Source organism: Streptomyces regalis (assembly GCF_001509475.1).
GTDB lineage: Bacteria > Actinomycetota > Actinomycetes > Streptomycetales > Streptomycetaceae > Streptomyces > Streptomyces regalis.
In genome coordinates this window covers 1-19,899 of sequence record NZ_LLZG01000359.1, presented here as the reverse complement: position 1 = coordinate 19,899, position 19,899 = coordinate 1, and the positions used below count along the sequence as shown (strand labels likewise).

Annotated in this window: 19 protein-coding genes and 1 pseudogene; 11 read left to right on the top strand and 9 right to left on the bottom strand. The window is 69.1% G+C overall.

What is annotated here, in order from left to right; translation table 11 throughout:
* Positions 1–139 precede the first annotated feature (139 nt).
* The 3 genes from ADL12_RS31455 (at position 140) to ADL12_RS31445 (ending at position 3,634) form a co-directional block, all read left to right on the top strand.
* Positions 140–1,252, top strand: coding sequence for a LacI family DNA-binding transcriptional regulator (locus tag ADL12_RS31455; protein WP_079052380.1), 1,113 nt, complete (start codon positions 140–142; stop codon positions 1,250–1,252).
* 243 nt (positions 1,253–1,495) lie between these two features.
* Entirely contained in the window at positions 1,496–2,572 is a 1,077-nt protein-coding gene (locus ADL12_RS31450; protein ID WP_062707992.1) for a metallophosphoesterase, read from the top strand.
* A gap of 192 nt (positions 2,573–2,764) precedes the next feature.
* Complete coding sequence (locus tag ADL12_RS31445) at positions 2,765–3,634, top strand: hypothetical protein (RefSeq protein ID WP_062707988.1); 870 nt, start codon at positions 2,765–2,767, stop codon at positions 3,632–3,634.
* A 153-nt stretch (positions 3,635–3,787) separates the two neighbouring features.
* On the opposite strand, the gene thiC is transcribed toward ADL12_RS31445, so the two are convergent.
* Positions 3,788–5,572, bottom strand: a complete 1,785-nt coding sequence (gene thiC, locus ADL12_RS31440; protein WP_062707984.1) for a phosphomethylpyrimidine synthase ThiC — start codon at positions 5,570–5,572, stop codon at positions 3,788–3,790.
* A 487-nt stretch (positions 5,573–6,059) separates the two neighbouring features.
* Between thiC and ADL12_RS31435 the strand changes: the two genes are divergently transcribed.
* A complete protein-coding gene (locus ADL12_RS31435; RefSeq protein WP_062707981.1) occupies positions 6,060–7,616 on the top strand; it encodes a YibE/F family protein in 1,557 nt (518 codons plus the stop codon).
* 142 nt (positions 7,617–7,758) lie between these two features.
* Here the strand turns inward: ADL12_RS31435 and ADL12_RS31430 are convergent, their stop codons facing one another.
* The 4 genes from ADL12_RS31430 to ADL12_RS31415 all read right to left on the bottom strand — a co-directional run bounded on the left by ADL12_RS31430 (position 7,759) and on the right by ADL12_RS31415 (position 10,066).
* Positions 7,759–8,196 (bottom strand): SsgA family sporulation/cell division regulator, encoded by a 438-nt coding sequence (locus ADL12_RS31430; protein ID WP_062707976.1) that lies wholly within the window; start codon positions 8,194–8,196, stop codon positions 7,759–7,761.
* 96 nt (positions 8,197–8,292) lie between these two features.
* On the bottom strand, positions 8,293–9,027 hold the full coding sequence (locus ADL12_RS31425; RefSeq protein WP_341846385.1) for an IclR family transcriptional regulator: 735 nt from the start codon (positions 9,025–9,027) through the stop codon (positions 8,293–8,295).
* Positions 9,028–9,374: 347 nt separating this feature from the next.
* Positions 9,375–9,587 (bottom strand): DUF5326 family protein, encoded by a 213-nt coding sequence (locus ADL12_RS31420; protein ID WP_062707970.1) that lies wholly within the window; start codon positions 9,585–9,587, stop codon positions 9,375–9,377.
* 161 nt (positions 9,588–9,748) lie between these two features.
* Positions 9,749–10,066, bottom strand: a complete 318-nt coding sequence (locus ADL12_RS31415) for a cupin domain-containing protein (protein WP_019755167.1) — start codon at positions 10,064–10,066, stop codon at positions 9,749–9,751.
* A 60-nt stretch (positions 10,067–10,126) separates the two neighbouring features.
* Here ADL12_RS31415 and ADL12_RS31410 point away from each other — a divergent pair, with 60 nt between their 5' ends.
* The 5 genes from ADL12_RS31410 to ADL12_RS31390 all read left to right on the top strand — a co-directional run bounded on the left by ADL12_RS31410 (position 10,127) and on the right by ADL12_RS31390 (position 13,862).
* Entirely contained in the window at positions 10,127–10,504 is a 378-nt protein-coding gene (locus ADL12_RS31410; RefSeq protein WP_062707967.1) for a phage holin family protein, read from the top strand.
* 7 nt (positions 10,505–10,511) lie between these two features.
* The gene (locus ADL12_RS31405) at positions 10,512–11,003 is read left to right on the top strand and encodes a low molecular weight protein-tyrosine-phosphatase (RefSeq protein WP_062707964.1); all 492 of its coding nucleotides are present in this window, start codon (positions 10,512–10,514) and stop codon (positions 11,001–11,003) included.
* The gene (locus ADL12_RS31400; protein ID WP_062707961.1) at positions 11,000–12,154 is read left to right on the top strand and encodes a cystathionine gamma-lyase; all 1,155 of its coding nucleotides are present in this window, start codon (positions 11,000–11,002) and stop codon (positions 12,152–12,154) included. Before ADL12_RS31405 ends, ADL12_RS31400 begins: the two co-directional genes overlap by 4 nt.
* A 231-nt stretch (positions 12,155–12,385) precedes the next feature.
* Positions 12,386–13,291, top strand: coding sequence for a LysR family transcriptional regulator (locus ADL12_RS31395; RefSeq protein ID WP_062707958.1), 906 nt, complete (start codon positions 12,386–12,388; stop codon positions 13,289–13,291).
* A gap of 88 nt (positions 13,292–13,379) precedes the next feature.
* Complete coding sequence (locus ADL12_RS31390) at positions 13,380–13,862, top strand: NUDIX domain-containing protein (RefSeq protein WP_062707956.1); 483 nt, start codon at positions 13,380–13,382, stop codon at positions 13,860–13,862.
* Positions 13,863–13,896: 34 nt separating this feature from the next.
* Here ADL12_RS31390 and ADL12_RS53205 read toward each other — a convergent pair whose 3' ends face one another.
* Together ADL12_RS53205 and ADL12_RS31380 are read right to left on the bottom strand one after the other, a co-directional pair.
* Positions 13,897–15,711 carry a globin domain-containing protein gene (locus ADL12_RS53205; RefSeq protein ID WP_167364447.1) on the bottom strand — a complete coding sequence of 605 codons (1,815 nt, stop codon included), beginning with the start codon at positions 15,709–15,711 and terminating at the stop codon, positions 13,897–13,899.
* Between the two features lie 414 nt (positions 15,712–16,125).
* Positions 16,126–16,758, bottom strand: a complete 633-nt coding sequence (locus ADL12_RS31380) for an HAD family hydrolase (RefSeq protein WP_062707952.1) — start codon at positions 16,756–16,758, stop codon at positions 16,126–16,128.
* A gap of 217 nt (positions 16,759–16,975) precedes the next feature.
* Between ADL12_RS31380 and ADL12_RS31375 the strand changes: the two genes are divergently transcribed.
* Positions 16,976–17,842 carry a GNAT family N-acetyltransferase gene (locus tag ADL12_RS31375; protein WP_062707950.1) on the top strand — a complete coding sequence of 289 codons (867 nt, stop codon included), beginning with the start codon at positions 16,976–16,978 and terminating at the stop codon, positions 17,840–17,842.
* Between the two features lie 93 nt (positions 17,843–17,935).
* Here ADL12_RS31375 and ADL12_RS31370 read toward each other — a convergent pair whose 3' ends face one another.
* Positions 17,936–18,358, bottom strand: coding sequence for a GlcG/HbpS family heme-binding protein (locus ADL12_RS31370; RefSeq protein ID WP_062707947.1), 423 nt, complete (start codon positions 18,356–18,358; stop codon positions 17,936–17,938).
* Positions 18,359–18,446: 88 nt separating this feature from the next.
* Positions 18,447–19,658 carry an MFS transporter gene (locus ADL12_RS31365; RefSeq protein ID WP_062707944.1) on the bottom strand — a complete coding sequence of 404 codons (1,212 nt, stop codon included), beginning with the start codon at positions 19,656–19,658 and terminating at the stop codon, positions 18,447–18,449.
* Between the two features lie 141 nt (positions 19,659–19,799).
* On the opposite strand from ADL12_RS31365, the pseudogene ADL12_RS31360 reads away from it, so the two are divergent.
* Positions 19,800–19,899, top strand: a pseudogene (locus ADL12_RS31360) (MarR family transcriptional regulator); the annotation flags it as partial.

Genomic DNA, 19,899 nt, shown 5'->3' with positions numbered 1-19,899 from the left:
TCACGTCCTATCATTGGATCGTTCAACTACCTTGCATTCCAAGGGATTTGACGCTCAATGACCTTGCAGAAACGTGCCTGTCAACGAGTGCATATGCGTCCGCACTACCCCACCGCATGAGCCCTACTATCGGCTCGCCATGACAGCAGCAGGGAAGCACCAGGTGAGCCGCGCGGAAACCTCTCGTCGAGGCAGTCGGCCCAGCCGGGCGGGCATCAGAGACGTGGCCGCCGCCGCCGGGGTCTCCATCACTACCGTCTCCGATGCCCTCAACGGCAAGGGTCGGCTCCCCGACGCCACCCGACGCCATGTCCGCGAGGTCGCCGATCGGCTGGGCTACCGGCCCTCGGCCGCCGCCCGCACACTCCGTACCGGCAAATCAGGTCTCATCGGCCTGACCGTGACGACATACGGGGATGAACCTTTCACCTTCACCGAGTTCGCGTACTTCGCCGAGATGGCCCGAGCCGCGACCTCGGCCGCGCTCGCCCGCGGCTACGCCCTCGTGATCCTCCCCGCGACCTCGCGCCACGACGTGTGGTCGAACGTCGCCCTCGACGGCACGGTCGTCATCGACCCGTCCGACCAGGACCCGGTCGTCAGCGAACTGGTCAGGCAGGGCCTACCGGTCGTCTCCGACGGCCGCCCGGCCGGTTCGCTCCCGGTCACCGCCTGGGTCGACAACGACCACGAGGCCGCCGTACTCGGCATCCTCGACCACCTGGCCGACGCCGGCGCCCGCCGGATCGGTCTGCTGACCGGCACCACGACGGACACGTACACCCATCTGTCGACCACCGCCTACCTGCGCTGGTGCGAGCGGGTCGGCCAGGATCCGGTGTACGAGGCCTACCCGGCGCACGACCCGTGTGCGGGCGCCGTCGCCGCCGACCGGCTGCTCGCCCGCCCTGACCGCCCCGACGCCGTCTACGGCCTGTTCGACCCGAACGGCACCGACCTGCTCGCCGCCGCCCGCCGCTACGGCCTGCGCGTACCGGACGACCTGCTTCTGGTCTGTTGCAGCGAGTCCACCGTGTATGCCAACACCGAGCCACCCATCACCACGCTCTCCCTGAAGCCGCGCCGGATCGGCACGGCCGTGGTCCAGCTCCTCATCGACGCCATCGAGGGCGTCGAGTCGGACCGACCGGTCGAGCAGGTGATACCGACCGAGCTGATCGTGCGTACCTCGTCCCAGCGACGTCCGCCGCGTACGACGGTCAGCCCGCCTCGGTCGCCCGAGGAGCGGTAGAAGCAGGTCGGAGGGCGGCACACGCAGGTCGAAGAGCGGAAGAAAGCGCGGTCATCGAGGCGGCCGAAGTCCTGGCCAATCGGGGCGAAAGCCGCGGTGAACAGGAGTCCTGCTCCGATTCACCACCCCTGGGTCATCACATGGCGCGATCGGCATTCCTATGATGGGCCCACGACACCCGCGGGCCGCTGCGACCAGGCAGTCCGATGCGGTGCAGCTGCGGCGCGATGGTGGAGGGGTCTGATGACTCAGGGGGCCGGTCAGGGACCCGAGATGGAGCGTACGGCGACGTTGCGCGACTTCCGGGTGCCCGCTTACGTCCACGAGACCGGTCCGTACGCCCAGAGCACGCACCCCGGCGACGTCGCCCCGCCCCTCGACGAAGCCCATCCGGAGGGCTACACGCCCACGCAGCGCGACCTGCCCGTGATCAACCGCGGTGACACCCTTCAAGTGACCGTCGACCCCGCGGCCGTGCCGGAGCCGCAGTCGGTGGACGGTCCGGGTCCACTGTTCGTCGTCGGTGACGTGCACGGCTATCTCGACGAGTTGGTGGCCGCGCTCCAGGAGAAGGGCCTCATCGACTCGGCGGGGAACTGGTGCGCGGGCACCGCCCGGCTGTGGTTCCTCGGCGACTTCACCGACCGCGGCCCCGACGGCATCGGCGTCATCGACCTCGTGATGCGACTGTCGGCGGAGGCCGCCGCGGCCGGCGGCTACTGCAAGGCCCTGATGGGCAACCACGAGCTGCTGCTGATCGGCGCCAAGCGGTTCGGCGACACCCCCGTCAACTCCGGCGCGGGCACCGCCACCTTCCAGGCGGCCTGGCTGCTCAACGGCGGCCAGAAGACCGACATGGACCGCCTCCAGGACCACCACCTGCAGTGGATGTCCCGGCTGGACGCCATGGAAGAGGTCGACGGCCATCTGCTCGTGCACTCGGACACCACCGCCTATCTCGACTACGGCGACTCGATCGAGGCCGTCAACGACACCGTCCGCGAGACACTCACGCGCAACGACGCCGACGAAGTCTGGGACCTGTTCCGCAAGTTCACCAAGCGGTTCTCCTTCCGCGACGAGGGTGGCGCCGACCACGTTCGCTCCCTGCTCGATACGTACGGCGGCACCCGCATCGTTCACGGCCACAGCCCCATTCCGTACCTGTTGGGCGAGGTCGGCTCCGAGGAGGGCGAGGACAGCGCCGGCCCCCTGATCGAGGGACCGCACGTCTACGCCGACCGCCTCGCCATCGCGATGGACGGCGGCGTGACCATGGCCGGAAAGCTGCTGGTCCAGCAACTTCCCCTGGATATCTGAACGTTCACCGGGCAGGCGTCCCCCATGGCACAGTGACGGAGGACGGCGCAGGCCAGGGCCCAATTTTGGGAAACCCCCTGTCACCGTGTGCCGTCACCGCTCTACCATCGGCTTATCCGTAGCAGGCTCCCCTCCGTTTCTGCCCGACGGCTCGTTGGCATGCGAGCCCCAAGCCCTACGGAGCATCGGGGGATGCACATGAACAGCGTTCCGCAGCACCTGCACAGCGAGGACCGCCAAGAGTACGAGCGGATCCTCGATGAGGCGCTGCGCTCCGCACCACACCGCCCGGAACTGGCCGCTGTCGGACAGCGGCTCAACCCCGAACAGCTGCGCACCATGGCGCTCAACGCCACCGCACTCATCACGGCGGCCGCGGCGACCGAGTACCAGCACTACGTGAAGGTCCGCGAGGAACTGCGCCAGCCGGCGCCGTCCACCCCGTCGTCCGCCCGCGAGTCCGGCTCCACCGAGCCGGGCATGGGTGCGATGGGGCTCGCCACCACCATGGGAGAGGTCGCTGAGACCGCCGGCCCGGGCGTCGTCGCCGTCCTCGCCGTCCTGGCACCCGTTCTCGCCGGCACCGCCGCGGCGATCTTCCTGCTCGTCGGCTACATCCTGAAGATGTTCGACCCCGAGCCGGCGTTCGCCCAGACGATGCTGACCACCGGATGGGTGTTCGGCGCCGTGGCGGCGGCCGCGATCCTGGTCGCCGCCGTCGGACTCCTGCTCACCGCCCTGCGCAACCGGCCGGCATTCGACGGCGGCCCGTACGGCGAACTGAGCGAGGAAGTCACCCGGGCCAGGGAAGCCTGGCGCGAGGCCCTTCTGGAGCGCGGCGTCCTGCCCTTCCTGCGGGAGGCGCTCGCCGCCCCCGGCACGGCATCGGCACTGCACCGCACGCCACCGTCGACGCCGGCCGGCCGTATCCCGAACCTCGGCTACGACCGCCCGGGCTTCAGCAGCCCGGACGACGGTGGCTCCCGGGGCCCACGGCCGAGCTTCTCCAGCCCGGACTACACGAGCCCGGACTTCGGAGGGCCGGAACACCAGCCGGAGTAGCCCCTCGGCTTGCGCCCCCGCCGTAGGAGAGCCCCGCCGGGGACCCTCCTGAGCGACGGAGCCCCGGGGAGACCTCCTCGGGGAGGCGCAAGCCGAATGCCCGGGCAGCATGCCGGACACCGGGGCATGGCGCCCTGGGTCAGGACGTCGGCGTCAGTCCGCCATCGGCAGGTACACACGGTTACCCGCCGCGGCGAACTCCTTCGACTTCTGAGCCATGCCCTCCTCGATCTCCTCCCGGGAACCGCCGTGTTCGCGGCGGATGTCCTGGGAGATCTTCATCGAGCAGAACTTCGGCCCGCACATGGAGCAGAAGTGGGCCGTCTTGGCGGGCTCGGCCGGAAGGGTCTCGTCGTGGAACTCCCGTGCCGTGTCCGGGTCGAGAGCCAGGTTGAACTGGTCCTCCCACCGGAACTCGAAGCGGGCGTCGGACAGCGCGTCGTCCCACTCCTGCACACCGGGATGCCCCTTGGCGAGATCGGCCGCGTGGGCGGCGATCTTGTAGGTGATGACGCCGGTCTTGACGTCGTCACGGTTGGGCAGGCCCAGGTGCTCCTTGGGCGTGACGTAGCAGAGCATGGCCGTGCCCCACCAGGCGATCATCGCGGCACCGATGCCGGAGGTGATGTGGTCGTACGCCGGCGCGACGTCCGTGGTCAGCGGGCCGAGCGTATAGAACGGAGCTTCATCGCAGATCTCCTGCTGAAGGTCGATGTTCTCCTTGATCTTGTGCATCGGGACATGTCCCGGGCCCTCGATCATGGTCTGTACGTTGAAACGCTTCGCGATCCGGTTGAGTTCCCCGAGCGTCCTCAACTCCGCGAACTGCGCCTCGTCGTTGGCGTCCGCGATCGAGCCCGGCCTGAGGCCGTCGCCCAGCGAGTACGTGACGTCGTAGGCGGCGAGGATCTCGCAGAGCTCCTCGAAGTTCTCGTACAGGAACGACTCCTTGTGGTGCGCCAGGCACCACGCCGCCATGATGGAGCCGCCGCGGGAGACGATGCCGGTCTTGCGGTTGGCGGTGAGCGGCACATACGGCAGGCGCACGCCCGCGTGGACCGTCATGTAGTCCACGCCCTGTTCGGCCTGTTCGATGACCGTGTCCTTGTAGATCTCCCAGGTCAGTTCCTCGGCCCTGCCGTCCACCTTCTCCAGCGCCTGGTAGAGCGGCACCGTGCCGATCGGGACGGGGGAGTTGCGCAGCACCCACTCGCGAGTGGTGTGGATGTTGCGGCCGGTCGACAGGTCCATGACTGTGTCGGCGCCCCAGCGGGTCGCCCAGGTCATCTTCTCGACCTCCTCCTCGATGGAGGAGGTGACCGCGGAGTTGCCGATGTTGGCGTTGACCTTCACCAGGAACCGCTTGCCGATGATCATCGGCTCGATCTCGGGGTGGTTGACGTTGGCGGGCAGTACCGCCCGGCCCGCGGCGATCTCCTCGCGGACCACTTCCGGCGAAACGTTCTCCCGGATGGCCACGTACTCCATCTCGGGCGTGATCTCGCCGCGGCGCGCATAGGCGAGCTGCGTGACCGCCCCGCCGTCACGGCTCCGGCGCGGCTGGCGCGGCCGTCCGGGGAAGACCGCGTCGAGGTTGCGCAGGCCGCCGCGCGGGGAGGTGTGCTTGATCCCGTCGTCCTCGGGACGGACCGGACGGCCCGCATACTCCTCGGTGTCGCCGCGGCCGATGATCCAGTTCTCCCGCAGCGGGGGCAGCCCCCTGCGGACGTCGGTGTCGGCCAGTGGATCGGTGTACGGGCCCGATGTGTCGTACAGCGTGACCGACTGCCCGTTGGTGAGGTGCACCTGGCGGACCGGCACCCGCAGATCGGGGCGCGAGCCCTCGACATACGCCTTGTGCCAGCCGATGGACTTCCCGGCCTCCTCGGACTTGTCGTCCTGGACGGAGGCAGGCGTGCGCGCGTCCTTGATGGTCATGAGACCTACTCCCTACGCCGGCATTACCCGGTAACAGGTTCGGCGGTCGACGCAGCGGCTTCCGTCTGCCGACGTTTCGTGGGGAACGTCACTCTCTTCGGATGATGTTCCACGTGAAACATCGCAGGGACGGAGGTCAGCGCCCTCTCAGCCCGGTGCTCCGAGCTCCCGCGTGTACAAAGGTGGCACCACGCTAGCGCCAATTCGGGCGCGGTGAACAGAGGGCCCCGGTCGTTCTTGCGATGATCGGTCGGTGACCACGACGCATGAGCCTCCGTACCCACCGCCCGAGCCGCCCCGCGGCTCCGGCTTCGGAAACGGCCCCGGAAGCGGCCCCACGCGGAGCAACGGCCGTACTGACGGCCGGGGTTCGGGGGTTGCCGGAAGCAGATACGACGGTGGATACGGGCCTGGTTCCGGAGGCGGCCACGGCGATCACACGGCTGATTCGGGCGGCTGGCACGAACACGGGCCCGGAGCCGGTGGGATGCAGGGGCCACACGGGAGCGGGGGCGGCGGAGGGCATGGGCGCGGGCCTGGATCCAGCGACCTGCACGGTCCCGGTTCTGGTGGACTGCACGGTCAGGGTCCCGGTTTCGGCGGCTCACCGGGGCAGGGCGCCGGCCCGGGCGACGGTCACGACTCCGGTGGTGGCCATGGGCACGGGGACGGATCCGGCGGATCCCGTGGCGGCGGTAACGGCGGCGATGACGGTGGCGGGCATGCGCACTCCCACAGTCACGCCCATGGCCCCGCGGCGCCCGTCTCCCAGCACCTGCGCAAGGTCATCGCGGCGATCCTGATCCCGTTCGCCGCGGCGGTGGTGGTGGGGCTCGCGGTGCTGTGGCCGGGCGGTGCCCCGCCACACGAGCGCACGGGGGTCGGCTTCGACCGGCAGACGCAGAATGCCACGGTCACCAAGGTGGTCGAGGTCAGCTGCAAGGACGTCGGCGCCTCGGGAGTGCCCCCGACCGGGGACACCTCCACCGCCGAGGGTTCTTCCGCGGTGCAGCAGGAGAACGGCACCTGCAAGAAGGCAACGATCCGCGTCGACACGGGCAAGGACAAGGGCCGCACCTTCACGGAGATCGTGCAGCCCGACCAGTCACGGCAGTTGCAAGAGGGCCAGGACGTCGTGGTCGCTTACGAGCCCTCCGCGCCCAAGGACCTGCAGTACTCCGTCACCGACGTGAACCGCAGGATCCCGATGGCCCTGCTCGCCGGCATCTTCGCGCTCGCCGTCGTGGCGGTGGGGCGGATGCGCGGTGTCATGGCGCTGATCGCACTGGCCATCAGCTTCATGATGCTGACCTTCTTCATCCTGCCGGCGATCCTGCAGGGCTCGAACCCGCTGGTCGTGGCGGTGGTGGGGGCGAGCGCGATCATGCTGATCGCCCTCTACATGTGCCATGGCTTGTCGGCCCGCACGTCGGTGGCCGTGCTCGGCACGCTGCTCTCACTGCTGCTGATCGGCCTTCTCGGCTCGGGGTTCATCGACTGGGCAGCGCTCACCGGCAACACGGACGACAACACCGGTCTGATCCACGGGCTGTACCCCTCGATCGACATGAGCGGTCTGTTGCTCGCCGGTGTCATCATCGGTTCGCTCGGCGTCCTCGACGACGTGACGGTCACCCAGACGTCCGCGGTCTGGGAGCTGCACGAGGCCAACCCTACGATGGGCTGGCGCGGGCTGTACCGGGCGGGCATCCGAATCGGCCGCGACCACATCGCGTCCGTCGTCAACACACTGGTCCTCGCCTACGCCGGCGCCGCGCTGCCGTTGCTGCTGCTCTTCTCGATCGCGCAGAGCAGCGTCGGCACGGTCGCCAACAGTGAGTTGGTGGCGGAGGAGATCGTGCGCACGCTGGTGGGCTCCATCGGCCTGGTCGCCTCGGTGCCGGTCACCACGGCTCTCGCGGCCCTGGTGGTCTCGGCCGACCGGCCGGAGAAGGGGGCGGTGTCTGCGGGAACCCAGCCGGCCCCGGCGGGCACGCAGTCGGCTCCAGGGCGGGGCGGGCGGGGACGACGCCGGAAGCGGTGACGGACACGGCCGCCCTTCTCGCACAGGCGGCGGGCCTGCCCATCCGCCGGAACACGGCGCACGCCCGCGAAGAAGAAGCGTTCCCGCGCGCCCCGCAGCGCTCCGGCGAAGCGTTACGCCACCCCCTCGCTGCCGTAGCGCTTCAGCCCGCGCTCTGCTCTTCCGCCAGGATGCGGTCGAGAGCCTCGTCGAGGTGGGCATCGAAGTCGGCGAGCGCACCCTCCTGCCCGAGCGGCACCAGCTTGTCGGTGCGGTCGAGGAAGGCCACCAGCGGCGCCACCGAGGAGCGGAACAGCGCCTGGTCGGCACCGACCTGAAGCCGGATCAGGACGTCACCCAGCGTCTCGGAACCGGCCGGCGAGACCCGTACGTCGCCCTCCCCGCACGGTCTGCCCACCCCATCGACCAGCAGCTCGCGGCCGAAGGCCCAGGTCACTGGGGCATCACCGGGCAGGTGGAAGGTCAGCCGTACGGCATAGGGATCACAGGTCTCGTAGCGCAGCTCCACCGGGATACGGAACGAGAGCTCCTCGGACACGAGAAAGCTCATCATGACCTCTGCCTGCACGGACTCGCGCATCGCCTACCCCGTCGTTTGCCGTCGACTGTCCGGGAACGAACCCGACACTGGTGGAATCTTGCTGAAAGTACACGAGAGATCACAAGGAGTGAGTTTTCAGATACTGATAGAGATCGCCAGTGACCCGAGGAGCCGCCCGACCTCGTCCTGCAGCTGCCGGGCCGCCGACAGCAGCCGGTCGGCCTGATGGGCGGGCAGGGAAATGGCCATCGTCGCAGCCGTGGTGCCCACCGTGATCGGAATCGCCGCGCACACCGTGCCCAGCGCGTACTCCTGACGCTCGGTCACCGGCTCCATCCGACGCGTCCGTTCGAGGCGTTGCAGCAGCGTGTGGCTGTCGCGCACGGTGTACGGGGTGATGGACTGCACGGGATGGCGGTCGAGGTGATCGCGGCGGGCTTCCTCGTCGAGCTGGGACAGCAGGCACTGACCGATGGCGTGCGCGTGGCCGGTCTCACGGAAGTCGGCCCACTCCTCGACCGCGGGATTGCCCGGGGTGTCGGAGACGCACATGACCTCGATCTCGCCGTCGCGGTACTGGGCGTAGTAAACGGGGACACCGATGGCATCACGCCATTGGGCGAGTGCTTCGGCGACCGTGCTGCGACGTTTCTGCTGGGCTCCGCTGCTGCCCAGCCGAACGGCCGCCTCGCCAAGGAAGAACAGGCCCTTGTCTCGGCGTAGATAGCCCTCGTGCACGAGGGTTCGCAACAGGTGGTACGCGGTGGGCAGCGCCAGGCCCGTCTCGCGGGCGAGCTGCTTCGCGGGAGCGCCGTACTCGTGCTCGGCGACACATTCCAGCAGGCGCATCGCACGCTGGACGGATCCGATGAGCGTCGCGGACTGCGGCTGCTCGGGGGGTGTCCTCGAGGAGGCCTGTCTCGGTACCTGGGGTACGGAGGAGCCCGGCCGTCCGAGGGGTGCGTGGGGTTCTGAGGGTGCGGTGTCAACCGTGGCCAAGGGTCACTCCCAAAGGCGCGAGGGGGGAGCCCGTGCGGGGGAACACGGGAGGGGGTGCACGCCGCTCGCGGGGGTCGTCCCCGCGTCGATTTCCGGACTCTATTCGTCCGCCACCGCTCGCAGACGCCCTGCCCGGAAACTTCCCTCGCCCGAGGGAACCGGTGATTCCTGTTACCGCCTCCCTGTCCCCACGGCCCCCACCAGTCGCTGTCGGCCCCTCACCAGTCGCTGCGCGACGAGGAGCTCGACATGAACTTCCGTACGACGTAGATCAGTCCACCGACCAGTGCCACGAAGACCAGCACCTTGAAAAGCAGCCAGATGACGAACCCGACGACGCTGGCTATCAGCCCACCGAACACGACCAGGGCGATGACCGGCACCGCGATCCACTTCACCCACCACGGCAGTCCTGCGAAGATCTCACGCATCGCCCTCGTCCTTACCTCTCCGCCCGTCACAGTGCCGGGTCCGATCCTGCGAATCTGCTGATTCCCTGCACTCGATGCTAGGGCGGGCAGGTGCCCCGGCGGGGGCCTCGCAGCCCTTGTCCTCCCCTGATCGATCCCCTAGGGAACCCCGAGACCAAAGGTCAGCTCTCGGGCGGAGAGAACACCACGAGGACCCGCAGATCCTCGCTGATGTGGTGGAACTTGTGGGCGACCCCGGCCGGCACGTACACCACGCTGCCGCGCGCCACCTGTGTGGTCTCCATGCCGACGGTGATCTGGGCGCGGCCGCTCACAACGAAGTAGACCTCGTCCTGATTGTGCGGCTTCTGTGGATCATGCTCACCGGCGTTCAGCGCATACAGACCGACCGACATGTTCCGCTCGCGCAGAAACTGCAGGTAGGCGCCCTCGTTGGCGGCGCGCTCCGCCTCCAGTTCGTCCAGCCGGAATGCCTTCATCGCTCTCGTCCGCTCTTGTCGCAGTGCTCATGGCCGATCTCGTCTGCCACGATCAGACACATGAAGAATTTCGTAGTCAAGACGATCGCCAACGCGGGCGCCCTGGCGGTCGCCGTCTGGCTGATAGACAAGATCACACTCACCGGTGACAGCACGGGCAAGAAGGTCGGCACCCTGCTCGTCGTCGCACTGATCTTCGGCCTGGTGAACTTCCTGGTCAAGCCGGTCGTCAAGCTCCTGAGCCTGCCGCTGCTCATCCTGACGCTCGGTCTGTTCACTCTGGTCGTCAACGCGCTGATGCTGCTGCTGACCTCGTGGCTCGCCGACAAGCTCGACCTGAGCTTCCACGTCGAGGGCTTCTGGACCGCCGTGCTCGGCGGCCTGATCATCTCGATCGTCTCCTGGGCGCTCAACGTCGTCCTGCCCGACGGGGACTGAGCATCCGATGACCTACCGCGTCTGCTTCGTCTGTACCGGCAACATCTGCCGATCTCCGATGGCCGAGTCCGTCTTCCGCGCCCGCGTGGCGGAGGCCGGACTCGACTCACTGGTCGAGGTCGACAGTGCCGGCACCGGCGGCTGGCACGAGGGCGACCCGGCCGATCCGCGCACCGTCTCCGTCCTGGAGGAGCACGGCTACGACGGCGGCCACACGGCCCGCCAGTTCCAGCCGTCCTGGTTCGACCGCCTCGACCTCGTCATAGCTCTCGACTCCGGGCACCTCAAGGCCCTGCGTCGCCTTGCGCCCTCGCCGGAGGACGCGGCGAAGGTGCGGCTGTTGCGTTCCTACGATCCCGCCGCGGGGGACGACCTCGATGTGCCGGACCCGTACTACGGGGGCCGGGACGGCTTCGAGGAGTGCCTCGAGATGGTGGAGGCGGCAAGCACGGGCCTCCTCGCCGAGGTCCGCGAACAGGTGGAGGGACAGGCGGCATGAGCGGTACAGATCCTCAGGGACTGTCTTCCGGCGCCGGAGACGGCACGCGCGCGGTGCGGGCCGGGCTGCCCGAGCCGGTCAAGCACGAGCCGACCCTGCCGGGCCCGGTGTTCGCCGCCCACTACCACCTGCCGGGCGAGCCCACAGGTCCGTACGCCTACGGCCGCGACGAGAATCCGACCTGGACCCATCTCGAGCGGGCCATCGGCGAGCTGGAGGCACCAGGGGAGGACGGCGTCGAGACGCTGGTCTTCGCGTCGGGCATGGCCGCCACCTCCTCGGTGCTCTTCTCCCAGCTGCGCGCCGGGGACGCGGTCGTCCTGCCCGACGACGGCTACCAGGCGCTGCCCCTGGCGCGGGCGCAGCTGGAGGCGTACGGCATCGAGGTGCGCACGGCGCCGACCGGCGGGGACGCACAGCTCGACGTCCTGGACGGCGCGAAGCTGCTGTGGCTCGAGACGCCGTCGAACCCCGGCCTCGACGTGTGCGACATCCGCCGGCTCGTCGAAGCGGCACACACGCGTGGCGCGCTCGTCGCCGTCGACAACACACTCGCGACGCCGCTCGGGCAGCGGCCGCTGGAGCTCGGCGCCGACTTCTCCGTGGCCAGCGGCACCAAGCAGCTGACGGGGCATGGCGACGTACTGCTGGGATACGTCACCGGCCGCGATGCCGAGGCCATGGCCGCCGTACGGCGCTGGCGCAAGATCATCGGGGCGATTCCGGGACCCATGGAGGCCTGGCTCGCGCACCGTTCCCTCGCCACGCTCCAGCTGCGTGTGGAGCGGCAGAACGCCAATGCCCTGGCGGTCGCCGAGGCGCTGCGGGACTGGCCGGAGGAGCTCGGCGTGCGTTATCCGGGGCTGCCGGGCGACCCCTCGCACAAGATCGCCTCGCAGCAGATGCGGCGCTACGGCTGCGTGGTGTCCTTCACGCTGCCGACGCGTGCGCGTGCCGAGCGGTTTCTCGACGCCCTGCGGCTCGTCGACGACGCGACCAGCTTCGGCGGGGTGCGGTCCACGGCCGAGCGGCGCGGACGCTGGGGTGGCGACGCCGTGCCGGAGGGCTTCATTCGCATGTCGGTAGGTGCCGAGGATCCCGAGGACCTGGTGCCCGATGTGCTGCGTGCGCTGGACGAATCGGCGCAGTGATCACGTTCGCCCCTGCGTCCGCCGGTGTTCGGCTACAGAGAACGGACGGTCCGAGCCTCCCCCCTCGTGGCTCGGACCGTCCTCGGTTCCGCGCGCGAAGAACCGCGCGAACAAGGCTAGTTGACTCTCTGTCAGTGTCCAATCACAGTAGCGACAGCGACCTATCGACTTATTTATAGTTGGGCCCTGCCCTGGGGGTGGGGAGAAGGGCGGGGAAGGGGAGGGTGTGGCATGGATCTGGCCTTGTTGCGCACTTTTGTGACGGTGCACCGGGCCGGCTCCTTCACCCGTGCCGCTGCACTGCTCGGGCTGTCGCAGCCGGCCGTGACCTCGCAGATCCGCACCCTGGAACGGCAGTTGGGCCGCCCCCTGTTCCTGCGACAGGCCCGCGGAGTGACACCGACGACCATCGGCGACGAGCTCGCCCACAAGGCGGCGCCGCACCTCGACGCCCTGGTGGAGATCGCCGAGACGGGTCTCGACGACGAGTCCTCCTTACGCACCCTGCACCTCGCCGGCCCTCCTGAGTTCACGGCCGAGCGAGCGCTGCCCGCACTCACCGAGCTGACGGGCGAAGACGGCCAGGGCTTCGCACTGCGCGCGTCCTTCGGCAACGCCGAGGAGACCCTCGAAGGGCTGGCCGCCGGACATCACGATCTGGCCATCAGTACGGCCCGTCCTCGTGGCGCTCTGCTCACGGCGACTGCACTCTGCGACGAGGAGCACGTCCTGGTCGCAGCTCCCCGCTGGACCGACCGGATCGGTTCGGGGGAGCTGCGCCTCAAGGGAGCGCACGCGTTGGAGGACGTCCCGGTGGTGGAGGTGCACGAGTCTTTACCCTTCGTCTCCCGATACTGGGCATCGGTCTACGACTCCCGGCCCGCCGCCCCAGGCACCGTGATCGTCCCCGACTTGCGCGCGGTCCTCGCCTGCGCGGCAGCGGGGGCGGGGCTGGCGGTATTGCCCCGCTATCTGTGCGCGGCCGCCCTGGAGCGCGGCGAAGTCGTCGCCCTGCACGATCCGCCGGTGCCGCCACTACGCACGTACTTCCTGGTGGTCCGTACCGGCACGCTGGCGATGCCACACATCGCGCGGGCCCACGAGTGGTTGCTGCGAGCGTCTTCCGACTGGGCCTGAGCAGGGCATTCAGGTCCATCACAGCGTGAGCTCGATCGGTGACATCTCGCGATGTTTCACGTGGAACCAGCCGGGCCACATTTCTCCCATGACCGTCCGACCCGTGGTCAAGCGCACCGCACGCGCCGTTCTCCTGGACGGCGACGATCTGATCCTGATCAAGCGCACCAAGCCTGGTCTGGATCCCTACTGGCTCACTCCCGGTGGCGGAGTCGAGCCGACGGACACGACTGTCGTCGAGGCCCTGCACCGCGAGGTGTACGAGGAGCTCGGCGCCAAGATCATCGACGTCGTGCCCTGCTTCGTCGACACCGTCGAGCACATAGGCGAGGACGGCGGCGCGACCGGTGTGAAGGTGCAGCACTTCTTCGTCTGCCGCCTGGAGTCGATGGACACGTCCTTGCGGCACGGCCCCGAGGTGGACGAGCCCGTCGGCGAGTACGAGATCGTGCGGGTGCCGTTCACCCGGGTCGGGATCGCCTCCGTCCATCTCGTACCGCTGTCACTACGGCACTACCTGGACGGGAACATCGAGGGCGTCCGCGCCATGCACGCCCCCGACCTCGGGTGATACCGACGGTCGGCTCGGCTTGGGCGACGGCTCGTCAGTCCCCGGTGGCTACGAGCTCCTCCACCGAGTCATGGCGTATGCGCTCGGACGGGATACCGATGTCTCGCAGCGCGTCCACACCGCTGCGGATCATGCCAGGCGGTCCGGAGACATAGGCGTCGTACTCGGTCCAGGGCCCGTACTCGCGTATGGCGTCGGGAAGCTGGAGCAGTCCGTGCCGATCCACCACTGGGCGGACCTCCAGCCAGGGGTGGGACTGCTGGAGTCTGAGCATCGTGTCGATGTCGTACAGGTCCTGGTTGGTGCGGGCGCCGTAGAAGACCTCGACCGGTCGCCGTTCCCCGTGCTCGGCGACATCCTCGACCAGTGCCTTGATCGGCGCTATGCCGGTGCCTCCGCCCACGCAGAGCAGACCGCTGGCTGTGGTGTGGTCCACAGTCATCGAACCGGCCGGCGGGCCGAGCCGGATGATGTCCCCAGGCCGGGCGCGGTGCACCAGCGCGTTGGAGACCCAACCCGCGGGCACCGCCTTCACATGGAACGTCAGCAGGCCGTCGGAGCGCGGCGCGGAGGCGAAGGAGTAGTGCCGCCAGATCCGCGGCCACCAAGGCGTCTCCAGACTCGTGTACTGCCCGGCGAGGAAGGGATAGGGCTGGTCGGGGCGGACGGTGACGACCGCGATGTTCGAGGTCCTCAGGTCGTGCGACACGACCTCCGCGTACCACCAGGCGGGGGCGCGCAGTTCGTCCGCCGCCGCAGCGTCGATCATGACCTGCGAGATCGTCGTGTACGTCCGCACCCAGGCGGCCTCCATCTCCCCGTCCCAGACGCCGCCGGCGTACTTGCTCAGCGCGCCGATGAGGCACTCGCCGACGGCCGGGTAGTGCTCGGCCCGGGTGCCGTACTTGCGGTGGCCGCGTCCGAGGTTCTGCAGGTACTCGACAAGGACAGGCGTGTTGTCGATGTGCTCGGCCGCGGTGAGCAGGGCCTTGAGCAGCCGGTCGCGCTGGGTGTCCATCGCGGCCGGGAACAGGGCGCGCAGGTCGGGGTGGCGTACGAAGAGCAGCGCGTAGAAGTACGAGGTGACCTTGTCGGCCACGGGGGAGATCTCGGCCATCGTCCGGCGGATCAGGACGGCGTCCGGGGAGGCGGGTTGGGCCGGGGCGGGGCGCTGGGTCGGCACGCGCAGCTGGGGGGAGGGTGGGGATATGGGGCTGAGGCCTGATATCCCCTGGTGGGCAGCGGCGGCCTGGGCGGCGGCGGGGGCAGACGCCGCTTGGCTTGGGGCCGGGGCAGGAGCAGGCGGCTCTTGGGCGCTGGCCGAGGCGGGAGCAGAGACGGGCGTCGGCGGCGTGGGAGCGGGCGGTATGTGACCCGGGGTGGGTGTGCCGGGCGTCGATATCGCGACCGGTGTGTCTCGGTCCGGAGGCGTTGTGCCGTGGTTCGCGCGGTGGGCGTCGTCGGGGCCAGAGCCAGGGACCCGGGTCGGGTCAGGGGCGGCGTTCGATGCGCGGCCAGGTTCGCCGATGCCGTATCCGGGCTCGGCGGGTGCCCGTTCCGGGGCCGGGCGGGAGGCAGGGTCCGGTATTCCGGGGCCGTCGCCGACCTCCGCGGGGGTGGGCACTGCCGAGCCGACCGTCGTGGGAGGCTGTGTGCCGTCCTGGCCCGACGAGGGCGTGTCGTCGCCCGGCGCCGTCCTGCCGACCGGACGCATCGCGGCCAGCCGGCGGCCGTCGGCCGTCTCCTGTTCGCTGCCCGGAGTCGTCGCCGGCTGCTTGCGCGGCGTGAACCAGCCGCCCCCGCCGCCGGAAGTGCCGTTGTCGGCCGACGTGGTGGTCGGAGCGTCCATGGTGTGCCTCGCCTCGAACATCTTTCGGTCGGTCTGCGCACTTCCTCGGTCGGAAGGTGCCTGCTGCCCCCGCGACGGCTTACTTTTCCCCGTTCGTTGCCGCGACCAATACGGCCACATTCAACCCGTATTCACACTCAGTACGGACAAGTAGGCGAGAGTGTGACATTGGCCGCAGTACTCTCACCGCAGCATCCCACCGCGTGTGGGCGCCCCGGCCGCATACACGTGAATGCGGGTCTTCGATCTCTCCGTCCCGTTAGGCTGCATTGCCTTGCGCTCGGTCCGCGCTGGGTGTCTGCATCACAGCTCGGACACGAACCGGAGTCGACCCTACCGGCCGATGCTCCGATCACAAGTCCCCCCTTCCTCCCCCACGAATTGGGCGGGGCAGCGAACGACTAATTCCTTCGATTACCGGCTGCTGCGCACCAATTCATAGGCTTCCCACAGATCCATCCCTATGTAGGAGTGGGTCGCGAGTCCGGCCAGATGGCCGTCGGCGTTGACAGCGACGGAGACCGGGACGGCGCCGAACAGGTCCTTGTCCGACAGCGAGTCGCCGTAAGCGACGCAATCGGCTCGCGTGACCCCGAACTCCTCACAAAGCCGGTCGGCGATGAGGACCTTGGCCGCGGCGCTGAGAACCCCTGCCGGGTCGACGGGCTCGGTGAACGGCACGGCTGGAAAGCGGGAACCGTACGCCGCGTGCGCGCCCCAGCCCGTCAGCCGCTCCACGAAGAAGGAGGGCGAGAGCGATACGACCGCGCAGTAGTCCCCCTGTCCCCTGATCTCCGCCCAGACCTCACGGATTCGGGCCAGCCAAGGAGCGCCCTCGAAAGCGGCCGCTACGTGTGCCTCCGTGAGATCCGCCCAGAGTGCGTGCACCCTGGCCGCGTACTCCGGTGGCCCTATGAGCCCCGCTGAGATTTCCCGGTCGAGTGCCACGGTCTCGGCTTCCAGCCCGAGTTGCCGCGAGATCTCCACGGGTGCGGAAGTTCCGCGCAGAAGCGTGCCGTCGAGGTCGAAGAGGTGGAGTCTTGCCATGGGCCATGAGGCTAATGGGATGTGCTGTCACGCCCTTGGCCGGAGACGGCTTCGATGATCGCTCGTCTGCTGGACGCCAGTCGTTTCTCCATGTTTCACGTGAAACACCCAGCGTCTGCGGGCATGCTGTGCGCCGGCCCATGACATGGCCAAAAGCTCGTACCTGTCCCCGGAAACGGCTGGACGACCAGGGCAGTCGTCAGACAGCCTGACCTGCGTGCCGACTCCTTCCCTCGCCGCTCTGCCCATCCGCCGCCTGACGCCTCGCGATCTCACCGCCTGCGCCGACTTGTCCGAGGATCGGGGCTGGCCCCGTGAGGAACACAAGTGGGGGTTCCTCCTCACCGCCGGGAAGGGCTACGGCATCGACGACCCCGACGGCGGGCTCGTCAGCGCCTGCGTCGTCACGGAGTACGGACCGCAGGACCGCCTCGACCTGGGGGCCATCGGCATGGTCCTGGTCGCCGAGCGGCATTCCCGCCAGGGCATCGGGCGCCACCTGATGCGTCACGTCGTCTCCGCGATGGGCACGACACCGCTGACGCTGCACGCGACGCCGAACGGCCAACCGCTCTACGAGGAACTCGGCTTCAAGGTCACCGGCCGGGCGGAGATGCTGTGCGGGCACTTCACGCACGACGCCTCGGGGCCGTCGGTCGCCACACGTGCGGCCACCGCAGAGGACCTCACCGCGATCCTGCGGCTCGACGAGGAGGTGTTCGGCGCAGATCGCACGCACATCATCACGCGGCTCCCCGCATTCGCCGACCAGCTGCGCGTCGCCGAGGCGAACGGCCGGATCATCGGATTCGCGGGTGCCTGGCCGAACATGGCCACGCAGGTCGTGGGCCCCCTGATCGCCCGCGACACGGAGACCGCCAAGGCCCTCATCGCCTCCCTCGCCGCGCACACCGACCGCCTGTTGCGCACCGACATCGACGTACGCCACGAGGAGCTGCTGACCTGGGCGAAGGACCACGGTCTGGCCTCCGTCGCCTTCAACGCGGTCATGACGTACGGCATCTCGGAACTACCCGGCGACTGGACCCGACGGTTCGCTCCACTGACGGTGGCTGCGGGCTGAGGCATTGCATGGGAAACGCCGGTCCCGTCGGGGACCGGCGTTTCGTCGTCGGCGCCCGTAGTCGACCCCTTCGTTATCGCCTCTGAGGTGTCGTCAGGCCAGTGCCTCGATCGCGGCCGTCGCGACGTGGTGGTCCTGATCCGGCGCCCCGCCGCCCACACCGATCGCGCCGATCAGCCGGCCGTCCCGATGGATCGGCGCACCGCCCGCGATGAACAGCAGCGGCCGGTCGAGCGCCGTGGGCAGGGTGTGGAAGAGACCGCCAGGTTGTACGGCGTCGACGAGATCGGCGGTGGGGGCGTCGAGCTGGAGCGCCGTGTAGGCCTTGCGGGTGCTGGTCTCCCCGGAGACCAGCACGGCTCGGTCGTCCCGTCGGAAGGTGAGCAGATGGCCTCCGGCATCCAGGACCGTGACGCTGACGGTCACCCCGGCCACCTCGGCAGCCCGGTGGGCTGCGGCGACGAGGACGTCGGCGTCCTGAGTGGTCAGGGGGGCGAAGGCTGTGGCGGTGCTCATGAGGAAGCTTCTCCTTGTGGCGTGGAGCCGGTGGTGCGTCTCGAGGGGCGGTGTGCAGGGGCGGCCCTGACCCCGCACACAGGTCGGCTCAGTGGCGTACGGCGGCTCGCTGTTCGGCGGGCGCAATGCCTGTGACGATGGTGCTGGGGGATGCCCCGTCGCGGCGCTCCAGCGCGGCCGAGAGGAACGCGAGCAGCAGCGCGGCGGTCGCCAGGGCGGCGCCGACCCAGTTGGGGGACGTGTAGCCGAAGCCCGCCGCGATGACGATGCCACCGAGCCAGGCGGAGAGGGCATTGCCGAGGTTGAAGGCGCCGATGTTCACCGCCGAGGCCAGCGTCGGTGCGCCGTGGGCCTGGTCGAGGACGCGCTTCTGCAGCGGCGGAACGGTTGCGAAGCCAAGGGCGCCGATCAGCGCGATGGTGATGGCCGCGAGGACCTTGTTCTGGGCCGTCAGCGTGAAGAGCGCGAGCACGACGGCGAGGGCGCCCAGGGAGACGTACAGCATGGGCATCAGCGCGCGGTCGGCGTACTTCCCGCCGATGAGGTTGCCGCCGACCATGCCGAGCCCGAAGAGGACCAGCAGCCAGGTGACGGAGCCGTCGGCGAAGCCGGCGACATGGGTCATCATCGGCGCGATGTAGGTGATGGCCGCGAAGACGCCGCCGAAGCCGAGGACCGTCATCGCCATGGCGAGCAGGACCTGGGCGTTCTTGAATGCTGCCAGCTCGTGGCGCAGGCGTACGCCCTGGGGCTGGGGCAGGTCGGGGACGAGCTTGGCGATGCCGAGCAGGCCGACGACGCCGAGGGCGGCGACGATGCCGAAGGTGACGCGCCAGCCGGCGGCCTGCCCGACGAACGTGCCCAGCGGGACGCCGACGACATTGGCGATGGTCAGGCCGGTGAACATCATCGCGATGGCCCCGGCCTTCTTGTCCGGGGCGACCAGGTCGGCCGCGACGACCGAGCCGATGCCGAAGAAGGCGCCGTGGGCGAGCGAGGCGACCACACGGCCGATCAGCATGACGCCGAAGGTGGGGGCTAGAGCGGACAGCAGGTTGCCGGCGATGAACAGTCCCATCAGCAGCATCAGCATCCGCTTGCGGGAGACCTTGGTTCCGAGCACGGTCATCAGGGGAGCGCCGAGGACCACGCCGAGCGCGTAGCCGGTCACGAGCAGCCCTGCTGTAGGGATGGAGACCCCGAAGCCGCCCGCGACCTCGGGCAGCAGACCCATGATCACGAACTCGGTGGTTCCGATTCCGAAGGCCCCGATCGCGAGGGCAAGAAGCGCGAGAGGCATGAAGGGTTACACCTTCCCAGAAGATTGCAGGAGCGCTTTACAAGTGAAGACAATACTTGCAGACGCTTGATACTTGCAAGCGCAGACTATTGCACTCCTGCTCTACTCTGGCTTCAGCCGCTCCAGGACGGAGGAAACGCCTTGACCGCCACGGACCCCGCGCTCACCGCCCTCGCCCAGGGCTGGTGCGCCCTCTCCCTGCTGCACGGGAGGATCGAGGCGCACATCGAGCGCGCCCTGC